The sequence below is a fragment of the Amycolatopsis sp. NPDC006131 genome (assembly GCF_040614175.1).
GTDB lineage: Bacteria > Actinomycetota > Actinomycetes > Mycobacteriales > Pseudonocardiaceae > Amycolatopsis_E > Amycolatopsis_E tucumanensis.
In genome coordinates this window covers 79,598-98,733 of the sequence record NZ_JBEXTX010000015.1, presented here as the reverse complement: position 1 = coordinate 98,733, position 19,136 = coordinate 79,598, and the positions used below count along the sequence as shown (strand labels likewise).

Below are 19,136 nucleotides of genomic sequence, written 5' to 3'. Positions count from 1 at the left end.
CTTCGAACGGCGGTTCACCGAGAGCAGCGGCTGATGGCGCGCGGCACCGGTTCCTGGTCCGGAGCCGCGCGAGCTGAGCGTGGTGCGGCTGGACATCTACCCGGACGGCGGCATGGCGCGACTGCGCCTGTGGGGCGTGCTGACGGAGCGGGGCTGGGCGGACTTCGAGCGGCGGTTCACCGACAGCAGCGGCTGATGGCGCGCGGCACCGGTTCTTGGTCCCGGAGCCGCGCGAGTTGAGCGAGGTGCGGCTGGACATTTACCCGGACGGCGGCATGGCGCGACTGCGCCTGTGGGGCGCGCTCACCGAGCGTGGCCGGGCGGAGTTCGAACGCCGGTTCACCGACAGCGCGGGCTGACGGCGCGCGGGCCGCCCGGGACGTGTCAGAGCGCGTGTCCGCCTGCCACCTGGAGCACCTGGCCGGTGATCCAGCGCGCCTGCCGCGAAGCGAGGAACACCACGGCGTCGGCGATGTCCTCCGGCTCGCCGACCCGGCCCAGCGGCACCAGGCCGCGCACCTCCTCCTCGAGCGCGGCGCTCATCCAGCCTGTCTGCACCGGTCCCGGCGCGACCGCGTTCACCCGGATCCCCTGCCCGCCCAGGTCCAGCGCGCTCGCGCGCGTCAGCGCCTCCAGCGCTGCTTTCGAGGTCCCGTATCCGATCTGCCCCGGGAAAGCCCTGGCGCTGTCGGTCGAGACGTTCACCACGCACGGCGGCTCCGCGCCCCGCCGTCGCGCCACCTCGGCGATCAGCAACGCGGGCGCCACCGCGTTGACCCGGTAATGCCGCTCCAACGACGCCGCCGACAGCGCGTCGATCGTGTCCGGCGTCTCGCAGTGCGCCGCGTTGTTGACCAGCACGTCCACTGGGCCGAGCCGCTCCGCCACCTCGGCCACCAGGCGGCGCGGGCCCTCCGGATCCGCCAGGTCCGCCGCGACCGCGACCCCACCCAGGTCCCGCGCCAGCGAAACCGCTGCCTCCACCGCGGGCGTGACGTGCGCCCACTCGCCGCCCTCCGGCGGCGCCGGGTCCTCCGCCAGGTAGTGCACCGCGACCCGCGCCCCCTCGGCGGCGAACGCGCGGCTGATCGCCGCGCCGATGCCGCCCGCGCCACCGGTGACCAGAACCGTCCGGTCACGCAAGCCGGTTTCGATCATGGAACCGAACGTATCAGCTGATATGTGCGCTTTCGCCCGGTTCCAGCACGTGCAGCCGGTCGCTCAACCCCGCCCCGGCGAACGCCTTCCGCACCTCGTCGGGGCCCTCGCTGAAGTGGGCCCACCCGCGGGTGTGCACGGGCACGATGTTGCGCGCCCGCAGCGCGTGGGCGGCCTCGGCGGCGTCCTCGCTGGTGAGGGTCAGCGGGGCGCCGTCGAACAGGGACGTGCGCGCGGCGCCTGCGAACAGCACCGCCAGGTCCAGGCGCCGCAGGCGGCGGGAGATGTCCCGCACCACGTCGAGCGACGCGTTGTCCCCGCTGACGTACACCGTCGGCAGGTCCTGGCCGGTCAGCACGAAACCGATGACCTCACCGGTCAGCTCCTCGCTGCCCTTCGGCCCGTGCTGGGCAGGCACGGCGGTCACCGCGACCGGCCCGATGTGCAGCTGGTGCCACGGCGCGAGCCCCTGCGCGGTGCCGCCCAGCCGGCGCGCGCCGCTCGGTGTGGTGAGCGTCAGCAGGGCCTGTTCGACGTACCGGCGGCCGTCCGGGTCGAGGTTGTCCGCGTGCTGGTCGTGCGACAGCAGCACCGCGTCGACCGGGCCGACCTCCGCCGCGGACAGGCCGGGGCCCTCGGTCTTCGTCAGCGGCCGCCCCGGCGTCGTCTCGTGCACGCCGGCCGGGCTGAACGTCGGGTCGGTCAGGAACCGCTTGCCACCCACCTCCAGCAGCAGCGTCGGGCCGCCGACGTAGGTCACCTGCACACCGTTCGCCATCACCAGCACCCACCTCCACACGGGGAACTTCCCGCCACACCAATGAGTCTGACACGAACGGCCGTTCCCGGAGGAGCCTCAGTGGAGGGTGAGTTGCGCCGGATCGCTTCCGTGGGCGGGGGATCAGGGCTTCAACCGCCGCCGCGAGGAGATCACCCCGGTGTTGAAACCGGCCAGGTGCAACCCGCCCGCGAAGCGCGCGTGCTCGATCTTCACGCACCGGTTCATCACCACGTCGAGGCCCGCCTCGCTCGCCCGCTGCGCCACCGGCTCGTGCCACAGGCCCAGCTGCAGCCACAGCGTCCGCGCGCCCGCCTTGATCACTTCCTCGGCCACTTCGGGCAGGTCGGAGTGCTTGCGGAACACGCTGACCAGGTCCGGCTCACCCGGTACGTCCGCCAGCGACGGGTACACCGGACGGCCCAGCAGCGTCGACAGCCGCGGGTTGACGAAGTGCACCTCGTACCCGCTGGAGGACAGCAGGTAGGTCGCGACGAAGTAGCTCGGCCGCGCCGGGTTGTCCGACGCGCCCACGATCGTCACCGACTTCGTCCGCGACAGCAGCGCGAGCCGCTCCCGCGCCGTCGGCGGAGACCAGGACAGGGGCGATTCCGACCGGACGGCTCCGGCGGGCACGGTCGTCTCCAGGCTCATGCGGCCTTCACCGCCGCGGTCAGGGCCTGGTCGATGTCCCACAGGATGTCCTCGGCGTCCTCCAGCCCGACCGACAGCCGGATCAGGTCCGGGCCGACGCCGCCCGCCTCCAGCTGCTCGTCGGAGAGCTGCTGGTGCGTCGTGGAGGCGGGGTGGATGACCAGCGTGCGGGCGTCGCCGACGTTCGCCAGGTGCGACAGCAGCTCGACGGACTCGACGAACTTCTCCCCGGCCGCGCGCCCGCCCTTGACGCCGAACGAGAACACCGCGCCCGGCCCGAGCGGCAGGTACTTCTTCGCCAGCTCGTGGTGCTTGTGACCGGGCAGCCCGGCGTAGCTCACCCATGCCACGCGGTCGTCGGCGTCCAGGAACTCCGCGACCGCCTTGGCGTTGGCCAGGTGCGCGTCCATCCGCTGCGGCAGCGTCTCGACGCCCTGGAGCAGCAGGAACGCCGAGTGCGGCGACAGCACCGCGCCGATGTCCCGCAGCTGCTCGGCGCGCAGGCGGGTGCAGAACGCGTACTCGCCGAAGTTCTCCCAGTACTTGAGGCCGCCGTAGCTCGGCACGACCTCGGTCATGCGCGGGAACTTCCCGTTGCCCCAGTCGAACGTGCCCGATTCGACGACGATCCCGCCGAGCGTAGTGCCGTGCCCGCCGAGGAACTTCGTCGCCGAGTGCAGCACGATGTCCGCGCCGTGCTCGATCGGGCGGCACAGGTACGGCGTCGCCAGCGTCGCGTCGACCACCAGCGGGATGTCGTGACTGTGCGCGAGGTCGGCGAGCCCGGCGAGGTCCGCGATGCCGCCACTCGGGTTGCCGATGACCTCGGTGAAGATCAGCCGGGTGCGGTCGGTGATCGCGGCCGCGTAGTCGTCCAGGCTGTCGCCGGCCACGAAGGTCGTGTCCACGCCGAAGCGGCGCAGCGTCCCGTCCAGCTGCGTGACGGTGCCGCCGTAGAGCCCGCTCGCCGACACGACGTGGTCGCCCGCCTCGGTCAGCGCCGCGAACGTGAGGAACTCCGCGGCCTGCCCGCTGCTGGTCGCGACGCCGCCGATGCCGCCCTCCAGGCTGGCCAGGCGCTCTTCGAAGGCCGCCACGGTCGGGTTGCCGATCCGGCTGTAGATGTTGCCGTACTTCTGCAACGTGAACAGGTTCGCCGCGTCGGCCGCGTCCTCGAAGACGAAACTCGTGGTCTGGTAGATCGGCACCGCCCGCGCCCCGGTCACCGGATCGGGAGACCCGCCGGCGTGCAGGGCGCGGGTGCGGAAGCCCCAGCTGCGCTCACTCACCCGGCCGACGCTACCTCCCGGTGCGGCGGTCGGGCGACCGTTCCCGCGCGGTGGACCACGAGCGCGCCACGTACGGTGAGTTCATGATCAACGAGGATCGGGACGTCCCACCGCTCTCGGCACACTCCGGGTCGCCGTCCGCGGCTCCGGTGAACCGATCGTGATGTGGCCCAGCCTCCTGATGGATCACACGCTCTGGCAGGCGCAGGCCGGCCACTTCGCGCAGCGGTACACCACCGTCGCCCTCGATCCACCCGGGCACGGCGCCAGCAGCGCGCTCACCAGGACCTTCACCCTCGACGAGTGCGCGGGGGTCGTCTGCGAGGTCTTGGACGCGCTCGGGTTCGAGCGGGCGCACTTCGTCGGCAACTCGTGGGGCGCGATGGTCGGGGCCACCTTCGCCGCGCGCCACCCGGAGCGGGTGCTCACCAGCACGTTGATGAACGGCACCGCCTCCGCCGCGCCGGCCCGTCAGAAGGCCGAGTACGCGGTGCTCGTGGCGGCGGTGCGGCTCTTGGGCGGCATCCGCCCGCCGCTGACCCGGTCGGTGGTCAAGGCGTTCCTCGGGCCGACCTCGCTGCGCACCCGGCCGGAGGTCGTCGCCCGCATCCTCGGCCTGGCCCGCCGCAACGATCCGCGGTCCGTGAGGCACGCGGTGACCAGTGTCGTGTCCCGGCGGCCGGACCAGCGCGGGCTGCTCGCCTCGATCAGCACGCCCGTGCTGGTCATCGGCGGCCGCGAGGACGCGACCTTCCCGCCCGGCGAGGTCGAGGAGATGGCCGCCGCCATCCCGGGCGCCGAACGGGTCGTCATCGAGGACGCGGCCCACCTCGTCGCCGCCGAGGTGCCGGACACCGTCAACAAGCTGCTGGACGAGTTCCTCAGCCGAACGTGAGCCGCAACCGCTGCTCCCGCTCCGAAGGCGTCTGGCGCGGGCAGCTGACGCACTTGGGCGCCCCGCCGGTCCGGTAGATCAGGCAGCACGACGCCCGCCGCACCACCGGGGTTCCGCCGACCTCCACGAACCTCGGCCGGGGCAGGTGGTCGCCCACGGCGGCGACCACCGCGCCGGCCAGCGACACCCCGCGCGCGACGTCCCCGGCCGCCTTCCCGGCCCACAACAGGACGTTCGCGATCGAGTCGGTCGCGATCGCGCACAACGCCCGGGTTCCGGCGCCGCTCACCTCGGCCACGGCGGCGATCCCGGCGTCCAGCGACCCGGCCAGCGCCTTGCCGATTTCGTCCACATCGGACCCCAGCGGCCGCGACGAGCGGGCGTCCAGCACCCGGCCGTCGGGCACCACGTCCAGCGTCACCGCCTCCAGCGCGGGGTCCATCGCGCGCCCGGTCGCCACCAGCGGGTCCAGCGCGGGCGTCACCAGCACCGCCGACACCGAGTACCACCAGATCGTCCCCAGCACGACCGGCCCGGCGTCGCCGTACAGCCCGGCGGCCAGCCGCAGCTGCGCGGACAGCCAGTCGCGGTCGGTGATCGCGGTCGCCGGCACGGCTGTCATGCGGTCCTCCGGTACTCCGACAACGAAAACGCGAGCGTCACCGCCGCCGGCGCGGCCACGCCGTCGAGCGCGGCCAGGCGGTCGGGGTGGTGGCCGGTCGGCCCCATCCGCACGGCGTTGCGGACGTCGTCCGGTTCCAGCGTCACCCGGTCCCGCAGCGACCGCCGGGACACCAGTTCGAAATGCTCCGACAACGCGGCGTCGAGACGTTCTTCCTTCCGCGAATCCACCTCGAGAACCGGCGCCACCGCGGCGAGTTCGGCCAGGTGCCCCCGTTCGGGCGACACGACGAGCAAAGTCCCGCCCGGCCGCAGCACCCGCCGGAACTCGGCGGCGTTGCGTGGCGCGAACACGTTCAGCACCACCGCGGCCGTCTCCGCCGCGACCGGCCACGGCTCCCACAGGTTCCACACCGCCGCCCCCAGCCGCGCGTGCGCCTTCGCGGCGCGGCGGAGGGCGACCGCCGAGACGTCCAGCGCGAGCCCCGCCGCGTCCGGCAGCCGGTCGAGCACGCCGGCGAGGTAGTAGCCCGTGCCGGCGCCCGCGTCGACCACCAGGCCGTCACCGACGGCATCCGACGCGACCTGCGCCAACAGGTCCCGCAACCTGTCGTAGTGCCCCGCGCCGAGGAACGCCACCCGCGCGGCGACCATCTCCGCGGTGTCGGCCGTGCCCGCCGGGATGCCGGCGTGCAGCAGGTTCACATACCCCTGTTTCGCCAGGTCGAACGAGTGCCGCGACGGGCACCGCAGCGACCGCCCGTCGAGGTCGAACGCGGACGCGCACAACGGGCACCGCAACGCCGCGACGACGGCGCCGGGCAGCGTGGCGGGCCTGGTCATGCCCACATCTCATCACACCGGCGGGCTCACCCAACGTCACCGGTGACGGGCGGTATTCGACGCCGACGTTTCGTGACCGGACATATCAGCCCTGGTGGCGCGAAACGTGCTCGTAACAAGAGCGGCGGCACAGTTCACCCGCGGGAAACGTGCGAAGTGCCGTCGTGAAACACGGGAATCGAAAACTCCCCGTCAATATCTCGTGTACGGGAGGACGATGTGCTGAACGCAGGAGACACCGCATGGGTGTTGGCCAGCGCCGCGCTGGTCATGCTCATGACACCAGGGTTGGCGTTCTTCTACGGCGGCATGGTCCGCGTGAAGAGCGTCCTGAACATGCTCATGATGAACTTCATCTGCCTGGCGATCGTCGCCGTGCTGTGGACCCTCTACGGGTTCACGATGGCGTTCGGCGACGACGCGTTCAGCGGGCTGCTGGGCAACTTCAGCCACGCGGGCATGGCGGACACCTGGGGTCAGCTGGTCGGCTTCGCCACCGCGGCGACCGACACGACGCCGGAGATCCCGTGGCCCGGCGGCGACGGCATCCCGATGCTCGTGTTCGCCATGTTCCAGCTGATGTTCGCCATCATCACCCCGGCGCTGATCTCCGGTGCCATCGCCGACCGCGCCAAGTTCTGGGGCTGGGCGCTGTTCGTCGTGGTGTGGGTGACGATCGTCTACTTCCCGGTGGCGCACTGGGTGTTCGCGTTCGACGGCTTCATGAGCGCCGACGCGGTCGGCGGCTGGATCGCCAACGAGCTCAAGGCACTGGACTTCGCCGGTGGCACCGCGGTCCACATCAACGCCGGCGCGGCGGGCCTGGCGCTGGCGCTGGTCCTCGGCAAGCGCCGCGGCTGGCCGCGCGACACCGGTCGCCCGCACAACGTGCCGTTCGTCCTGCTGGGCGCCGGCCTGCTGTGGTTCGGCTGGTACGGCTTCAACGCCGGTTCCGCGCTGAGCGCCGGTGACCTCGCCGGCGTCGCCTTCACCAACACGACCGTCGCCACCGCGGCCGCCGTCCTCGGCTGGCTGATCGTGGAGCAGCTGCGGTTCGGCAAGCCGACCACGCTCGGCGCCGCGTCCGGCGCGATCGCCGGTCTGGTCGCCATCACCCCGGCCGCCGGTTTCGTCACGCCGCTCGGTTCGATCGCGATCGGTGTCATCGCGGGCGCCGTCTGCGCGCTGGCCGTCAGCCTCAAGTACAAGCTGGGCTTCGACGACTCGCTCGACGTGGTCGGCGTGCACCTCGTCGGTGGTCTCGTCGGCACGCTGCTGATCGGCTTCTTCGGCACCACCAGCGTCAACTCGCTGGGCGCCGACGGCCTCTTCTACGGCGGCGGGTTCACGCAGCTGGGCAAGCAGGCCGCCGCGGCCGGGGTCGTGCTGGTGTACTCGTTCGTCCTGACCTTCATCATCGGCGGGATCATCAAGGTCGCCGGTGGTTTCCGGGTCAGCAAGGAGGACGAGGTCAGCGGCATCGACGAGGCGCAGCACGCGGAGAGCGCGTACGACTTCGTGGGCGGCAGCATCGGCGGCCACAGTGGATCGTCCCCCGCTCCGCTGCCGTCGAAGGACGGGGCGGCCCTGGAAGGAAGCAAGGCATGAAGCTGATCACCGCCATCGTCAAGCCGTTCACGCTGGACGACATCCGCGCCGCGCTGGAGCAGCTGGGCACGCTCGGCATGACCGTCAGCGAGGTGCAGGGCTACGGCAGGCAGAAGGGCCACACCGAGGTCTACCGCGGCGCCGAGTACGCCGTCGATTTCGTGGCCAAGCTGCGGGTCGAGGTGCTCACCGACGACGCGAACGTCGAGAAGGTCATCGAGGCCATCGTCAACGCCGCCCACACCGGCAAGATCGGCGACGGCAAGGTCTGGGTCACCCCGGTCGAGACCGTCGTCCGCGTCCGTACCGGCGAGCGCGGCACGGACGCGCTCTAGGGAAGCACCGGATGGTCGTCGGGGGGGAACTCGCCAAGGCGGCGAACCGGTTGCTGGAAGGCCGGCACGGCAGGCTCGGTGCCTCGGCACTGCGCGCCGCGCTGGTGGACCTGTACGAGTTCTGGCTCAGCAAGGCCGCCGCGGCGGCCGGCGTGGACACCGCCGAACCCGGTGTCGCGCTGGTCGCCGTCGGCGGCCTCGGCCGCCGCGAACTCGTGCCGTTCTCGGACCTGGACCTCGTCCTCGTCCACAACCAGCACCCGGGGATCGCCGAAATCGCCGACGCGCTGTGGTACCCGCTGTGGGACGCGCGCATCGGCCTCGACCACTCGGTCCGCACGCCGGGGGAGGCCCTCCAGGTCGCCTCCGAGGACCTGCGGACCGCGATGGGACTGCTCGACGCCCGGCACATCGCCGGGGACGCCGAGCTGACCGGCAGGCTCGCCACGGCGGCGCGCGACCAGTGGCGCCGCACCGCGCGCAAACGCCTGCCGGAGCTGGCCGAGTCGACCCGCAAGCGCTGGCAGCGCAGCGGGGAGATCGCCCAGTCCGCCGAGCCCGACCTCAAGTACGGCCGGGGCGGCCTGCGTGACCTCGGGGTGCTGGAGGCGCTCGCCGTCGCCCAGCTCACCGACCGGCCGGGCGAGGAACTGCGCCAGGCCAGGGAACTGCTGCTGGACGTGCGCACCGAGATGCGGCGCGAACTGCGGCGCGACCGGGACGTGCTGTCCGGTGTGGACGCCGAGCTGGTAGCCGCCGAACTCGGGTTCGGCGACCGGTTCACGCTGGCGCGCAAGCTCTCCGGCGCCGGGCGCGCGGTCGGGTACGCGGTCGACGTCGCGTTGCGCGCCACGGCCGAGGTGCCGCGCGGGCGGTTCTCGCGCCGGCCCAGCCGCACGCCGCTGGACGACGGCGTGGTGCTGCACGGCAACGAGGTGGCGCTGGCCAGGGATGCCGTCCCGGCCAAGGACCCCGCGCTGCTGCTGCGCGTCGCGGCCGCCTCCGCCCGCACCCGCACCCCGATTTCCCACGGCACCCTGCGCACGCTCGCCGATTCGGCGCCGGAACTGCGCACGCCGTGGCCGCCCGACGCGCGGGACTCGCTCACCGAACTCCTCGGCGCGGGCGAGGGCCTGATCGACGCGGTCGAGGCGCTGGACCGCACCGGCCTGTGGGCACGCTTGTTCCCGGAGTGGGGCGCGGTGCGCGACCTGCCGCCGCGCGAGCCGGTGCACGAGTGGACCGTCGACCGGCACCTCGTGCAGACCGCGGTCGAGGCCGCGAAGCTCACCACCACGGTGTCCCGGCCGGACCTGCTGCTGCTGGCCGCGCTCCTGCACGACATCGGCAAGGGCCGCGAGGCCGACCACTCCGAGCTGGGCGCCGCGATCTCGATGCAGGTCGCCCGCCGCATCGGGCTGCCCGACTCCGACGCCGCGCTCGTCTCCGCCGCGGTGCGGCACCACCTGCTGCTGGTGCACACCGCGACCCGCCGCGACATCGAGGAGCCGAGCACCGTCGCGCGGGTGGCCAAGACCGTCGACAACGACGTGGTCCTGCTGGAACTGCTGCACGCGCTGACCCAGGCCGATTCGCTGGCCACCGGGCCCGGCGTGTGGACCGACTGGAAGGCCGGGCTGGTCGCCAACCTGGTCAACCGGTGCCGCCAGGTCGTGCAGGGCAAGGGGTTCAGCCCGCCGGAGCCGCTCGACGCGCGGCGGCGCGAGCTGGTCGCCGCGGCGGTGGCGTCCGGCCGCAGCGAAGTGCTGATCACGCACGACGGCAAGATGGCCACGGTGGTGGTCGCCGCGCCCGCGCGCACCGACCTGCTGGCCCCCGCGGCCGGGGTGCTCGCGCTGCACTCGCTGGAGGTGCACACCGCGGTCCTGCGCGGCCACGACGGCGGACGGGCCGGGATCTTCACCGCGTCCCCGAAGTTCGGCTCGCTGCCCGATCCGGCGCTGCTGCGCGAGCAGTTCGCGCGGGCGGTCGCCGGCGGGCTCGCGCTGGAGGCGAAGCTCGCGGCGAAGGAACGGGACTACCAGCCGACCCGGGTGTCGGCCAGGCCGAAGGTGCTGTGGTTCGACGACGAGACCAGCGGCCCGAACACGGTCGTGCTGGAACTGCGGGCCACCGACCGGATCGGCCTGCTGCACCGGGTCGCCGGCGCGCTGCAGTCCTGCGGCGCGGAGGTGAAGTGGGCCAAGGTCGCCACGCTCGGCGCGGCCGTCGTGGACTCCTTCGCCGTCTCCCCGCGCGACGGGAAGCTGGACCCGGCGTGGCGGCAGCGGGTCGAGCAGGCGGTGCTCGCCGCGGCGTCGTGATCCGCTCCGGGGTGTCGCCACGGTTTTCTTGATCGGGGGTGGCAGGATGTCGCTCGTGCCAGAGTCGACGATCCTGCCGCTCACGGTCGCCGCCGCGCACCTGGAGGCCTGCGCCGCGGAGCTGGACCGGGCGCCGGAAACCGATCTCGGGGAGATCGTCGCCGTCCTCAAACACCTCGTCGCCGGGCAGCGCCACCTGTCCGGCGCGCTCACCGGGCTCGCCGAGCGGCTCGGCGAAGCGCGGTTCGGCGCGCTGGCCGCGATGCCGTCGGCCGAAATGGCCGCGCTCGTGGAGATACTCCAGGCAGCAGGCGCCGCGTTCGGCTATTCGGCCGACGCGCTCGGCGAGAGCGAGCCGCTGGCCGCGTTCATCGCCGCGAACGCTGGTGAGAGCACCCGTTTGTAGCTGTTGAACGTCGTTCCCGCGTCGCTAACGTCGGTGGGATGCGGACAGTCTGGAAGGGCACGATCGGGGTCGGCAGCTTCGCCATCCCGGTGAAGGCGTACAGCGCCACCGAGGAGCCCGGCAGCGGTCTGCACCAGCTGCACCTGACCGACGGCGGGCGGCTGCGGTTCAAACGGGTCTGCGAGGTCGACGGCGCGGAGATCCCGGCGGAGGAGGTCGGCCGCGGCTACGCCCTGCCCGGCGGCGACGTCGTCGTCCTGTCCGAGGCGGAACTGGCGTCACTGGCGCCGGAAAGCGCTCACTCGATCCAGGTGTGCGGGTTCGTCCCGCCGTCGCAGATCGACCCGGTCTACTTCATCAAGAGCTACTACCTGGAGCCCGAGGTCCCGGCCACGAAGCCGTACGTGCTGCTGGCCGAGGCGCTGCTCACCGCGGGCCGCGTCGCGCTGGTGAAGGTCGCGATCCGGCAGCGGGAGACCCTGGGCGCGCTGCGGGTGCGCGACCAGCTGATCGTGCTCGACACGATGCACTGGCCGAACGAGGTCCGCCGCCCCGACTTCCCGTTCCTGCACGAGGACATCGACGTGCGCATGCCCGAGCTGCGGGCCGCGGCGAACCTCATCGAGAACCTCTCCGGCGACTTCGAGCCGTCCGCCTTCGCCGACGGCTACGCGGCCGCGCTGCACGACCTGGTCGACGCGAAGGTCGAGGGCCGCGAGGTGGTCCGCCCGACCGCCGCGATCCAGGACGAGGCCGTCACCGAACTGCTGCAGGCGTTGCAGAGCAGCGCGCAGGACCGCACCGACGCCGACCAGGGCGTCGCGAAGGCCAAGACGGCCGCGAAGAAGGCCGCGGAGGCGAAGGGCCGGGCGCGCAAGGCCACGTCGAAGGCGAAGTCGGCGCCCAAGTCGCAGCGCTGAAATCTTTTTGCCCGAACCCGCGTCACGCACCCGCGCGACGCGGGTCACACCCGTGCGCGCACGCGGTTCCTGAGTAGATCTACCTACCACTACTTGGGGGTCTTCACGCTGCCCCGTGCCTCGCGGAACCGGCAGTCTTGGGACATCACGCCACGGATGTCCGGAGGGACTCGCTGGGACTGGGGGTACGGCGAGCACCGGGGGACCGGCGGTCGCGGCGTGCGTGTGCGGGTGGCCCGGCGAGGGGGCGGGCCACCCGCACTTTCCCATGCGCGGTTGGATGTCGCGCATGCTGCATCTGCTGATCCTGCGCTACCTGGGGAGCGAGGCGGACGTGGAGCCGCACATTCCCGGCCACGTCGAGTACCTCGAGCGGCACCACGCCGCGGGCACGTTCATCGCGTCGGGGCAGACGGTGCCCGCGAGCGAGGGCGGCGCGATCCTCGCGCGTGGCGTCGACCGGGCCGCGGCACTGGCCATCACCACCGAAGACCCGTTCGTGCGGGCCGGTGTCGCCGAGTACTCCGTCACCACGATCGACGTCGGCCGCGCCCACCCGGCGCTGGCGGGGCTGGTGAGCGCGGCGTGAACACGGACGTGACGCAGAACCTCTTCGCCTTCCAGCTCCACGGCCTGGACGAACCGGTCGTCGCGAGCGCCCCCACCGTGGCGGACGACGCCCTGCGGCAGGCGTGGGCCCAGGTGCGCGCCGAGCGCCAGGTCCAGCCGGGGGACGTCGCCGCCGTCTACAGCGAGTGGGAGCCCTCCGCCGAGGACCTCGGGTTCGTGGCGCTGATGTTCCCCGGCATCCGGCAGACCTACAGCTTCGACCGGCCGGGCCCGGACGGCTGGGCGGCCGCGTTCGCCGAGGCCGAGCGTGTGCTGGCGGAGCAGGCCGCGCCCGAGCCGGAGCTGCTGCCGGTGCTGTGGAGCGCGTCGTCGCCGCGGGCCGAGGTGCTCGGTGCGGTCCCGCACCACCCGCTGGTGCCCGGCCGGTTGTCCGTCGCACTCGCCCACGTCGGCCCCACCCCGCGCGGCACCGTCGGCATGCACCACGTCACCACGCACGGCTACCAGGAGCTGGGCTCGCCGCCGTTCGCCGAGCTGATGGCCGAGGCGGGCGCGAACCTCAAGCGCGGCCTGCGCGTCACCGGCCACCGCGGCGAGCGCGGCGACCTGCTGCACCTCACCCGCGAGAACTGGCTGGCCGGCTCCGCGCTGGCGCTGGACGACTTCGCCGCGCAGATGTCCCGCAACCTCGGCACGGAGCGGCTGGTGGTCGGCCTGCCCTGCCCGGACGAGCTGTTCGTGGCCGACGCGGACTCGGGCTGGGCGGAGGTGATCCACGAGCAGGTGCTGGGCTCCGAGTACGACACGACCGAGCTGGTCCCGTGCGTGGTGCTGCTGGAACCCGGCGGGATGCGGCTGCTCGCCGAACGGCAGGCCTGACAGGTCACCCGCCACGAGCGGCTACCCTGGTGGGACGCCGCAGGCGGACAACCACGACCAGCTGGAGCGTGCACACCCGTGTTCGACACCCTCTCCGACCGGCTCACTTCGGTCCTGCAGAACCTGCGGGGCAAGGGGAAGCTGACCGACGCCGACATCGACGCCACCGCGCGCGAGATCCGCATCGCGCTGCTGGAGGCCGACGTCGCGCTGCCCGTCGTCCGGGAGTTCATCGCGCACGTCAAGGAACGCGCGAAGGGCGCCGAGGTCTCCGAGGCCCTCAACCCGGCGCAGCAGGTCATCAAGATCGTCAACGAGGAGCTCATCGGCATCCTCGGCGGCGAGACCCGCAGGCTGAGCCTGGCCAAGAACCCGCCGACGGTGATCATGCTCGCCGGTCTGCAGGGTTCCGGTAAGACGACGCTGGCGGGCAAGCTCGCGTTGTTCCTCAAGAAGCAGGGGCACGCGCCGCTGCTGGTCGCCTGTGACCTCCAGCGCCCCAACGCGGTCACGCAGCTGCAGGTCGTCGGCGAGCGCGCCGGGGTCCAGACGTTCGCGCCCGAGCCGGGCAACGGCGTCGGCGACCCGGTGGACGTCGCCCGCCGCGGCATCGACGAGGCCAAGCACGCGCAGCACGACATCGTGATCGTCGACACCGCCGGACGGCTGGGTGTCGACGAGGAGCTGATGAAGCAGGCCGCGGACATCCGCGACGCGGTCCAGCCGGACGAGATCCTGTTCGTCGTCGACGCGATGATCGGTCAGGACGCGGTCACCACAGCCGAGGCGTTCCGCGACGGCGTCGGCTTCACCGGTGTGGTGCTGACCAAGCTCGACGGTGACGCCCGCGGTGGTGCGGCGCTGTCCGTCCGGCAGGTCACCGGCCAGCCGATCCTGTTCGCCTCCAACGGTGAGAAGCTCGAGGACTTCGACACCTTCCACCCGGACCGGATGGCCAGCCGGATCCTCGGCATGGGCGACCTGCTCACCCTGATCGAGCAGGCCGAGCAGGCCTTCGACCAGGAACAGGCTGAGAAGGCCGCGGCGAAGCTGGGCACCGGCCAGCTCACGCTGGAGGACTTCCTGGAGCAGATGCTCGCGGTCCGCAAGATGGGCCCGATCGGCAACCTGCTCGGCATGCTGCCCGGCGCGGGGCAGATGAAGGACCAGCTCGCGCAGGTCGACGACAAACACCTGGACCGCCTGCAGGCGATCATCCGCGGCATGACCCCGGCCGAGCGGGCCGATCCGAAGATGATCAACGGTTCGCGCCGTCAGCGCATCGCGCAGGGTTCGGGTGTGACGGTCCGCGAGGTCAACGACCTGGTGAACCGGTTCTTCGAGGCCCGCAAGATGATGCAGCAGATGGCGGGCCGCTTCGGCTTCGGCGGTGGCAGCGCGACCAAGCGCAAGAAGGGCAAGAAGGGGAAGAAGGGCAAGGGCCCCACGCAGCCCAAGGTGCGCGGCGGGTTCCCCGGCGGCATGCCGATGCTCCCGCCCGGTGGCGCCGGCGGCGGCATGCCCGACCTGTCCCAGCTGGGCGGCGGCATGAACGACGTGCCCGGTTTCGACCCGTCCAAGTTCAAGCTGCCGAAGAACAAGTAGATGCACCTGCGCGGGGTGGTGCTGCCCGACGGTGAGCAGCGCGACGTCTGGATCAGCGACGGCAGGGTCACGTTCTCCCCGGTCGAGGGCGCGCGGACCCTGGTGGCGGACGGTTTCCTGGTGCCGGGGCTGGTGGACGCCCACTGCCACCCGGCGATCGGGCCGGGCGGGCCGACGGATCTCGACGGCGCGGTGGTCAACGCGCTGGCCGACCGGGACGCGGGGACGCTGCTGATCCGCGACTGCGGCCAGCCGATCGACACCCGCCCCCTGCAGGAGCGCGCCGACCTGCCGCGGATCATCCGGTCCGGGCGGCACCTCGCGCTGCCCAAGCGCTACATCCCCGGGCTGGGCATCGACCTGTCGCACCCGGACGAGCTGCCCGCCGCGGTCGCCGAGCAGGCCGCGGACGGTGACGGCTGGGTCAAGCTGGTGGGGGACTGGATCGACCGTTCGGTGGGCGATCTCGCGCCGCTGTGGCCGGACGACGTGCTGGCCGAGGCGATCAAGGTCGCCCACGAGGCCGGAGCTCGCGTGACGGCGCACGTCTTCGGCGAGGACGCGTTGCCGGGGTTGATCAACGCGGGCATCGACTGCCTGGAGCACGGCACCGGCCTGGACCCGTCGTTGCTGGCCGAGATGGCCCGCCGGGGCACGGCGCTGGTGCCGACGCTGATCAACATCGAGAACTTCCCGGGCATCGCGGACGCGGCCGGCAAGTACCCGGTGTACGCCGCCCACATGAGGGCGCTGCACGCGAGGGTCGGCGAGCTGGTCGGAAACGCACTCGACGCCGGCGTGGCGGTCTACGCGGGCAGCGACGCGGGAGGCATGATCGCCCACGGACGGCTCGTGGACGAACTGGAAGCTTTCCACCGCGCGGGGATGACCGCGGAGCAGGCGCTCGCCGCAGGTTCTTGGGCGGCCCGGGAGTGGCTCGGACACCCCACCATCACCGAGGGCGCCCCCGCCGACTTCCTGGTCTACGACACCGACCCGCGCGAGGACCTCTCCGCCCTGCGCACACCCAGGCACATAATCCTCCGCGGCGCGATCATCCGCTGAGGGTTCACCGACACCGCCTCCGCGGGCGTGGTTTGGCGGCACCGCTTTCCCTCTGCCGCCCTGCGCCGCCGAGGCGCGCCGCTGCGCTGGCGTCCTGTTGTGCTGCCGCCCGCTCCGCGCTGCCCTAGCCGCTCCGGTCGCCCAGCCGCTGGGCGCCCTGCTGCCCGCCCTACGGCGCTGCCCGCTCTGCCCGTCTGGCCCGCTGGGCTGTGCGGGTTGCTGCCTGGCCTGCCGGCCTGCCCGCTCTGCCCGGCTGGCCCGCTGGGGTGCCCGGGTTGCTGCCTGGCTCGCTGGGCTGCCCGCTCTGCCCGGCTGGCCCGCTGGGGTGCCCGGGTTGCTGCCTGGCTCGCTGGGCTGCCCGCTCTGCCCGGCTGGCCCGCAGGGCTGCCCGCTTTGCCCGGGTTGCTGCCTGGCCCGCGGGGCTGCCCGCCCTGCCCGCCCGTCACGGTTCGCCCCTGGCCACCCCGCCACCCTCGCCTGCCCAGCCGCCCCGCTGCCATACCGCCTGCCGCCCTGCTGCACCTGCCGCCAGCACCCACCGCCCTGCCGATCAGCTCATCAGCTGCCCCACTGGGCCCCAAGCACCGGCCAACAGGCGCCGTCGCGCCCCGCCGATCCACTCCCCACCACCCAACGCGAGCCCCCGCCCCCTTCCCTCTCCTCCACTGACGGCCGAAATGCCGCTACCGTCCCGATCGATCCTTGAACAAGATGTCCGAGCGAAGATCATCAAGTCGCTGGGACTGCTCTACGCGGTCCCGCTGGCCCTGCTCGTCGTCGGCGTCGTCGGCGGGCTCGTCCTGGGGGAGGGCCTCTACCTGGCGGCCTTCGGGGTGGGTGCGGCGGGCACGCTCGCCGCCGTCTTCGCGCTGGTCGTCGCACGGATGAACGGCCGCGCAGCCGCCGACTGGACGCGGGTCGCCGTCGCGACGGTCGTGCTTGTCGTCGCCGGTCTGCTCCCGCTGCGCGCGGAACTGTTCGGCGGCCCGGACCTGCTGACCGCCGAGGGCCTGGAGACCGGCGTCGAGGAGCTGCGCAGCGTCGCCACCACCTACGACGCGATCCACATCGAGCACGACGTCATCCGCGGCCAGCGTGGCGACCGCGCGGTGATCTACCGCGACGGCGACCTGTCACCGGCCCCGGGCGACGCGGCAGGGCCGGATCCCGACTACGCGTTCGGCCTGGACGAGGTCGACTTCGGCGCGGTCCCGGGCCTGATCGACCAGGCGCGCCAGCGGTACCCCGACGCCACGGACGTGCTGCGCGTCGAGGTGACCCGCCCGCGCCGCGGGGAACCGGTCGAAATCAGGGTGCACGTCGGGCGGTCGGGCGCCGAGCGTCGCGGAGAGCTCGTCGCCGACGCCTCCGGCAACCCCCGCTAACGCCGCACCGACCGCGCTCGCCGCACCGGTACCGGTCGCCGTCGGCCTGTGGATCCGGTGACACCGCTCACGCCCCGGGGTCGATTGATCGCGCCCAGCCACATAGCCTGAACTCCATGAGCGCGTCGAGGGTGGGCCAGGGCATCGGCGAGGACGTGCGGAACCGGTTGGTCTTCGGCGCCCACTGGGGTTTCGTCGCGTTCTTCGCCGGCCTCGGCGGCTACCACCTCGTCACCGTCGTGATGACCGCGTTGCGTTCCGGGCAAGCCAGCGTCGACCCGCTGGAACTGCTCGACGTCGGTCCGGTGCTGCTGCTCGCGTTCGTGCCCAGCGTCCTGCTCGGGCTCGCCCCGCTGGTCGCGTCGCGCCGCTGGGGGAGCGGGCCGCGGCGCGACTTCGGCTGGCTCCCGACGCTGCGCGACGTCAAGGTGGGCCTGGCCTGCGGTGCGTTCGCCCTGCTCGCCGGCTACCTGGTGAACCTGGTGCTGCTGGGCATCTACGGCACCGACCGCGTCTCCGACAGCCCGCTCACCGACCTCGCCGAGGACGGCGGCCGGGACGAGTTCGTCTGGCTCGCGCTCGCCGCGCTCGTCGTCGTGGTCGCCACCCCGATGGCCGAGGAGCTGCTGATGCGCGGCTCGCTGTGGGGAGCGCTCGAGCACCACCGCGTCCCGCAGTGGGTGATCCTCGTGCTCACCGCGGTCGTCTTCGCCTACCTGCACGGCGAGCCGACCCGCACGCTGGCGCTGCTCGCGCAGGGGCTGGTGATCGGCGCGGCCCGCTGGCGGACCGGACGGGTGGGGGCGAGTTTCGTCGCGCACGCGGCGAACAACCTGGCCCCGGCGTTGCTGCTGTTCACCGGGTCCTGAGCGGAACGACCATGGCGACTAGGCTCGGTAGGTGCTGGGCGAGGATCAGAGGGAGGCGAGCCGTGACGGCACATCCGGGCGAGCTCGATCCGCCTGATCTGCCGGCCACCGCGGAGCCGGCGCCGTCGCACCGCTGGGGGTTCGGCGCCTTCCTGGTCGTCGAGGCCGTCCTGCTGGCCTCCGCCGCGTTCGTCAGCGTCCTGCTCGGCCCGGCGCCGCCCGGTCAGCCGCTGCCCGCGCGGGACGTGCTGATCGGCACGATGGCCCCGACCGTCCTCGCCGCGCTGGTCGCCATCCTGATCACCAAGGTGCGCGGCAACGGGCCGCTGGCCGACCTGCGGTTGTCCTGGCGCTGGGACGACGTGAAGCTCGGCCTCAAACTCGGCTCCTTCGGGCTGGTCCTGACCACCGTGAGCGCGTTCATCTGGACCCAGGCGGTGGGCGAGGCGAACGCCGGCTCGGCGATCAGCGCCCTGGTCGAGGAACAGCCGATGTCGGTGAGCGCGGCGATCGTGATGTTCGCCTACCTGTGGCTGCTCGGTCCGATCTGCGAGGAGGTCATCTACCGCGGCCTGCTGTGGGGCGCGGTCGAGCGGCTGCACTGGGGCCAGGAGAAGTGGGCGCGGCTGGCGGCGTTCCTGCTGTCCACCGCGGTGTTCGCGGCCAGCCACCTGGAGCCGCTGCGCACCACGCTGCTGCTGGTGATCGCCATCCCGATCGGCCTGGCCCGGTTGTTCACCGGCCGCCTGCTCGGCAGCATCGTGGCGCACCAGATGAACAACTTCCTGCCCGCCGTGGCGATGCTGCTCACGGCGCTGGGCGTCATGGCGATCTAGACGCCGCCTGCGAGCCACGCGAACGGGTCTGGCAGAATAGTCGCTTGCCTGCTGCGGCCGGGCCCTCTCACCGTGCCGTGGCGACCGAAAGCTTCG

The 19,136-nt window shown here is 72.6% G+C and carries 20 protein-coding genes and 1 pseudogene; 15 read left to right on the top strand and 6 right to left on the bottom strand.

The features are described 5' to 3' along the window. The first annotated feature begins 82 nt into the window (after positions 1-82). Together ABZ215_RS11440 and ABZ215_RS11435 are read left to right on the top strand one after the other, a co-directional pair. Positions 83-196 (top strand): hypothetical protein, encoded by a 114-nt coding sequence (locus tag ABZ215_RS11440; protein WP_354949434.1) that lies wholly within the window; start codon positions 83-85, stop codon positions 194-196. A 7-nt stretch (positions 197-203) separates the two neighbouring features. Next, a pseudogene (locus ABZ215_RS11435) lies at positions 204-359 on the top strand (allantoicase); the annotation flags it as partial. Positions 360-384: 25 nt separating this feature from the next. Here the strand turns inward: ABZ215_RS11435 and ABZ215_RS11430 are convergent. The 4 genes from ABZ215_RS11430 to ABZ215_RS11415 all read right to left on the bottom strand — a co-directional run bounded on the left by ABZ215_RS11430 (position 385) and on the right by ABZ215_RS11415 (position 3,879). Beyond that, a complete protein-coding gene (locus tag ABZ215_RS11430; RefSeq protein ID WP_020418137.1) occupies positions 385-1,158 on the bottom strand; it encodes an SDR family oxidoreductase in 774 nt (257 codons plus the stop codon). Positions 1,159-1,171: 13 nt separating this feature from the next. Beyond that, positions 1,172-1,936 carry an MBL fold metallo-hydrolase gene (locus ABZ215_RS11425; RefSeq protein ID WP_027935878.1) on the bottom strand — a complete coding sequence of 255 codons (765 nt, stop codon included), beginning with the start codon at positions 1,934-1,936 and terminating at the stop codon, positions 1,172-1,174. A 123-nt stretch (positions 1,937-2,059) separates the two neighbouring features. Beyond that, positions 2,060-2,590: a CoA-binding protein gene (locus ABZ215_RS11420; protein WP_354949433.1), complete on the bottom strand. Its 531-nt coding sequence runs from the start codon at positions 2,588-2,590 to the stop codon at positions 2,060-2,062. Then, positions 2,587-3,879 (bottom strand): O-acetylhomoserine aminocarboxypropyltransferase/cysteine synthase family protein, encoded by a 1,293-nt coding sequence (locus ABZ215_RS11415; protein ID WP_354949432.1) that lies wholly within the window; start codon positions 3,877-3,879, stop codon positions 2,587-2,589. The genes ABZ215_RS11420 and ABZ215_RS11415 overlap by 4 nt, the downstream gene beginning before the upstream one ends. Positions 3,880-4,042: 163 nt before the next feature. Between ABZ215_RS11415 and ABZ215_RS11410 the strand changes: the two genes are divergently transcribed. Further along, positions 4,043-4,774, top strand: a complete 732-nt coding sequence (locus tag ABZ215_RS11410; RefSeq protein WP_354949438.1) for an alpha/beta hydrolase — start codon at positions 4,043-4,045, stop codon at positions 4,772-4,774. Here the strand turns inward: ABZ215_RS11410 and ABZ215_RS11405 are convergent. Both ABZ215_RS11405 and ABZ215_RS11400 read right to left on the bottom strand, forming a co-directional pair. Further along, positions 4,761-5,396, bottom strand: a complete 636-nt coding sequence (locus ABZ215_RS11405; RefSeq protein WP_354949431.1) for a (2Fe-2S)-binding protein — start codon at positions 5,394-5,396, stop codon at positions 4,761-4,763. The genes ABZ215_RS11410 and ABZ215_RS11405 overlap by 14 nt on opposite strands. Further along, the gene (locus tag ABZ215_RS11400) at positions 5,393-6,238 is read right to left on the bottom strand and encodes a putative RNA methyltransferase (RefSeq protein WP_354949430.1); all 846 of its coding nucleotides are present in this window, start codon (positions 6,236-6,238) and stop codon (positions 5,393-5,395) included. Before ABZ215_RS11400 ends, ABZ215_RS11405 begins: the two co-directional genes overlap by 4 nt. Before the next feature lie 219 nt (positions 6,239-6,457). Here ABZ215_RS11400 and ABZ215_RS11395 point away from each other — a divergent pair, with 219 nt between their 5' ends. The 12 genes from ABZ215_RS11395 to ABZ215_RS11340 all read left to right on the top strand — a co-directional run bounded on the left by ABZ215_RS11395 (position 6,458) and on the right by ABZ215_RS11340 (position 19,040). Continuing rightward, entirely contained in the window at positions 6,458-7,846 is a 1,389-nt protein-coding gene (locus ABZ215_RS11395) for an ammonium transporter (protein ID WP_051123526.1), read from the top strand. Beyond that, positions 7,843-8,181, top strand: a complete 339-nt coding sequence (locus ABZ215_RS11390) for a P-II family nitrogen regulator (RefSeq protein ID WP_017987570.1) — start codon at positions 7,843-7,845, stop codon at positions 8,179-8,181. The genes ABZ215_RS11395 and ABZ215_RS11390 overlap by 4 nt, the downstream gene beginning before the upstream one ends. A gap of 11 nt (positions 8,182-8,192) precedes the next feature. Further along, a complete protein-coding gene (locus ABZ215_RS11385) occupies positions 8,193-10,505 on the top strand; it encodes a [protein-PII] uridylyltransferase (protein ID WP_354949429.1) in 2,313 nt (770 codons plus the stop codon). 46 nt (positions 10,506-10,551) lie between these two features. Beyond that, positions 10,552-10,911: a hypothetical protein gene (locus tag ABZ215_RS11380; RefSeq protein ID WP_020418146.1), complete on the top strand. Its 360-nt coding sequence runs from the start codon at positions 10,552-10,554 to the stop codon at positions 10,909-10,911. Between the two features lie 38 nt (positions 10,912-10,949). After that, on the top strand, positions 10,950-11,831 hold the full coding sequence (locus ABZ215_RS11375) for a Ku protein (RefSeq protein WP_354949428.1): 882 nt from the start codon (positions 10,950-10,952) through the stop codon (positions 11,829-11,831). Between the two features lie 289 nt (positions 11,832-12,120). Then, entirely contained in the window at positions 12,121-12,420 is a 300-nt protein-coding gene (locus tag ABZ215_RS11370) for a YciI family protein (protein ID WP_354949427.1), read from the top strand. Beyond that, on the top strand, positions 12,417-13,280 hold the full coding sequence (locus ABZ215_RS11365) for a hypothetical protein (RefSeq protein ID WP_354949426.1): 864 nt from the start codon (positions 12,417-12,419) through the stop codon (positions 13,278-13,280). The genes ABZ215_RS11370 and ABZ215_RS11365 overlap by 4 nt, the downstream gene beginning before the upstream one ends. Positions 13,281-13,358: 78 nt before the next feature. Then, positions 13,359-14,885: a signal recognition particle protein gene (gene ffh / locus ABZ215_RS11360; RefSeq protein ID WP_017987574.1), complete on the top strand. Its 1,527-nt coding sequence runs from the start codon at positions 13,359-13,361 to the stop codon at positions 14,883-14,885. Further along, the gene (locus tag ABZ215_RS11355; RefSeq protein WP_354949425.1) at positions 14,886-15,950 is read left to right on the top strand and encodes an amidohydrolase family protein; all 1,065 of its coding nucleotides are present in this window, start codon (positions 14,886-14,888) and stop codon (positions 15,948-15,950) included. 677 nt (positions 15,951-16,627) lie between these two features. Beyond that, the gene (locus ABZ215_RS11350; protein ID WP_354949424.1) at positions 16,628-17,335 is read left to right on the top strand and encodes a hypothetical protein; all 708 of its coding nucleotides are present in this window, start codon (positions 16,628-16,630) and stop codon (positions 17,333-17,335) included. A gap of 116 nt (positions 17,336-17,451) precedes the next feature. Continuing rightward, complete coding sequence (locus ABZ215_RS11345) at positions 17,452-18,204, top strand: type II CAAX endopeptidase family protein (protein WP_354949423.1); 753 nt, start codon at positions 17,452-17,454, stop codon at positions 18,202-18,204. Positions 18,205-18,266: 62 nt separating this feature from the next. Beyond that, a complete protein-coding gene (locus tag ABZ215_RS11340) occupies positions 18,267-19,040 on the top strand; it encodes a type II CAAX endopeptidase family protein (RefSeq protein WP_020418153.1) in 774 nt (257 codons plus the stop codon). Positions 19,041-19,136: the final 96 nt, after the last annotated feature.